At 64.8% G+C, this 2,343-nt stretch carries 2 protein-coding genes; one reads left to right on the forward strand and one right to left on the reverse strand.

The features are described from left to right. A partial coding sequence (locus tag E5W87_RS15580) for a toprim domain-containing protein (protein WP_292398876.1) occupies positions 1–909 on the forward strand: 909 nt, incomplete at its 5' end. A 172-nt stretch (positions 910–1,081) separates the two neighbouring features. Here E5W87_RS15580 and E5W87_RS15585 read toward each other — a convergent pair. Further along, positions 1,082–2,203 (reverse strand): DUF2336 domain-containing protein, encoded by a 1,122-nt coding sequence (locus E5W87_RS15585; RefSeq protein ID WP_292398879.1) that lies wholly within the window; start codon positions 2,201–2,203, stop codon positions 1,082–1,084. Positions 2,204–2,343: the final 140 nt, after the last annotated feature.

Below are 2,343 nucleotides of genomic sequence, written 5' to 3' on the forward strand. Positions count from 1 at the left end.
ACCAAGGACAGGCTGGCGACGATCGAGGCGATCAGGATCGTCGAGACCGCCATCCGCGACCCCTTCGATCACTGGCTGGCCGACAATCCGCAGGAAGCCTCCAAGCTGCTCGAATGGGTGATCGCGCGTGCCGACGAACGGGTGCGCCGCCGCCAGGAAAAGGAAGTCTCGCGCAAGAGCGCGGTGCGCAAGCTGCGCCTGCCCGGCAAGCTCGCCGACTGCACGCAGAATGCCGCGGCCGGCGCCGAGCTCTTCATCGTCGAGGGCGATTCGGCCGGCGGCTCGGCAAAACAGGCGCGCGACCGCGCCAGCCAGGCAGTGCTGCCGCTGCGCGGCAAGATCCTCAATGTCGCCAGCGCCGGCAACGACAAGCTGGCCGGCAACCAGCAGATTTCCGACCTGATCCAGGCGCTTGGCTGCGGCACGCGCTCGAAGTATCGCGACGCGGACCTGCGCTACGACCGGGTCATCATCATGACCGACGCCGACGTCGACGGCGCCCACATCGCCTCGCTGCTGATCACCTTCTTCTATCAGGAGATGCCGAGCCTGGTCCACGGCGGCCATCTCTATCTGGCGGTGCCGCCGCTCTACTCGATCCGGCAAGGCGGCAAGGTCGCCTATGCCCGCGACGATGCGCACAAGGACGAACTTCTGCGCACCGAGTTCACCGGGCGCGGCAAGGTAGAAATCGGCCGTTTCAAGGGACTGGGCGAAATGATGGCCGCCCAGCTCAAGGAAACCACCATGGACCCGAGGAAGCGCACGTTGCTCAGGGTCGATGTGATCGACGCCGAGGCGGCGACCAAGGATGCCGTCGATGCGCTGATGGGCACCAAGCCGGAAGCCCGCTTCCGCTTCATCCAGGAGCGCGCGGAGTTCGCCGAGACGGAAGTGCTGGATATCTGAGCGTCTTATGCCCGTTCGCATCGAATGCGGCGACCATCACTGTCGCACGGCAATATCCGGCTGGCATCACCGGGCGAAGCGAGGCGGCCGACATGCTGCAGATAGCGGCCTCATTGCGCATCATCGCCGCCGCGATCGAGGATTTTCCGGATTTCTTCGCGAAGGATAAGGTCTAAGCCGCCGCTATCGCCAGCGCATGGCCGCGCGCGTTTTCGCGCAGCGCATCGAGATGGATCGATTTGACCAATCCGGCGAGATCGCCTTCCGCCGACTGCCCGCCCAATTCCTTCAGCATCAGCCAGCTGACTTCCTGGACGCCGGCCAGGCGCTTGCCATTGGCAACCTCGCGCCAGATTTTCAGCGCACGCAGGATGATTGCGTGCGTGGCAGTTGCAAGGCCGGCACTGCGAAACAGCGCCTGCAACGCCACGTCGTGCCCGCCGGCCAGAAGCGCCCTCACCCGTTGTTCGGATTGCTGGCTGAGCGCGACCAGCGCCGAACCGAAGAAATCGACCTTGCCATGCGCGATGGTGCGAATGATGAAGCTTGCGGTCAGGTCGCCGCGCAGGCGCAGATGCTCGATGAGCGCCGCATGTTCTTCGTGGCGCGTGCCTTCGATCAGCGTCACGGAAGCCTTGACGCAGGCGTCGCGCATGACGCGCTCGGCCCTGGCTGCGCCCATAAGAGCCACGACAAGCGGAGATCCTTTTAGGGTTTCTCCGAGCTTGACCAGGAGCACATGCCGGCAGTCGGCAGGCAGCCGCGCATCCGATACCAGCACCTCGCGTACCAAAGGCAGATGGCCATGGCGTTCCGCGATACGGCGGAAGCTGAGCGAAGCGATGTCGGCGCCGCTGTTGGCTATCAGCGTGGCGCAGGCTTCCGGCTCGCCGATTTCGGCAATCGCCGCGGCGACCGCCATGGAGACGCGCGGACGATCCGCGATCAGTTTCTGCGTCGTCTTCTGGCCGCCGGCGATGCGGTCGATCAGGTCGCCGTCGGTAAGAAGCGGCGAACGCGCCAGCACCAGGCTGGCGACTTCCGGCTGGTCGGACGCCAGCGCGCTGATGATCTGCAGCGGCGCGTGATGGCTCATCGACAGCGCCTCCGCAATCGCCAGCCGCACTTTGGACGAGGCATCGTCGAGCAGCAGGGTCAGTGCGGCCTCCGCCGCGCAGCGGTCCTCGAAAGGCAGATCGGCATTGATGTAGGCGCGGGCCAGCGCACTTGCTGCCGCAGCGCGCTCCGAGACCCTTGCCGTGTAGATCCATTTCAGGAAATGCGAAACAACCATGCCGCCCGCTACGCCCCTGGCCCGAGTCCGTTCCCGCCCCAGGGAAGACCGTAGGCAGAAATGGTTTACGAACGGTTCACCATGTTTGTTAACTGGCTTGCGAGCGCGGTATGCAGCGCTTATCAACCCTTGAAGAACGA

The organism is Mesorhizobium sp. (genome assembly GCF_004962925.1).
Classification (GTDB): Bacteria; Pseudomonadota; Alphaproteobacteria; order Rhizobiales; family Rhizobiaceae; genus Mesorhizobium.